Source organism: Ursidibacter arcticus (genome assembly GCF_009761375.1).
GTDB lineage: Bacteria > Pseudomonadota > Gammaproteobacteria > Enterobacterales > Pasteurellaceae > Ursidibacter > Ursidibacter arcticus.
This window is the reverse complement of the sequence record NZ_LEKM01000073.1, coordinates 1-392: the sequence shown is the minus strand read 5'-3', so window position 1 is coordinate 392 and position 392 is coordinate 1. Positions and strand designations below refer to the sequence as shown.

General features: G+C 45.9%; 1 pseudogene. It reads right to left on the bottom strand.

Going from position 1 to position 392, the window contains the following annotated elements:
* A pseudogene (locus A1D25_RS01840) lies at nucleotides 1-392 on the bottom strand (hypothetical protein); the annotation flags it as partial.

Genomic DNA, 392 nt, shown 5'->3' with positions numbered 1-392 from the left:
TTACTGCCTGTACCGTATTCCTTGTCGTAGGCTTGCTGTTTATCAACAAGCACTTTTGTCGCAAGTTTGACCTGTGGGTCATTCTCCATCTCGCTGTTCGGAACACCTCGTTCTTTGGCTTGCTGTTTCGCTTTGCCTAATGCCAGTTTAGCTTGTTCAATCTTCTCCCGTTCGTTATGGGTGTAAATCTGCATCGCCTTGTCTGCAATTTCGCCTATCCCTTTAACTAGCTCTTGGGTTTCTCTTACCTCTGTGAGGTCGTGTTTCGTAACCTTCTGATTCGCATTTTGTGTATCACGATTGAGATTTTTCAGCGTAGTTTCTGCATTCGGGTCGTCTGTGAGTGTGATGTCAATGTTTTCGCCGATTGCCGCTTTTGTGGTGCTTTGGCT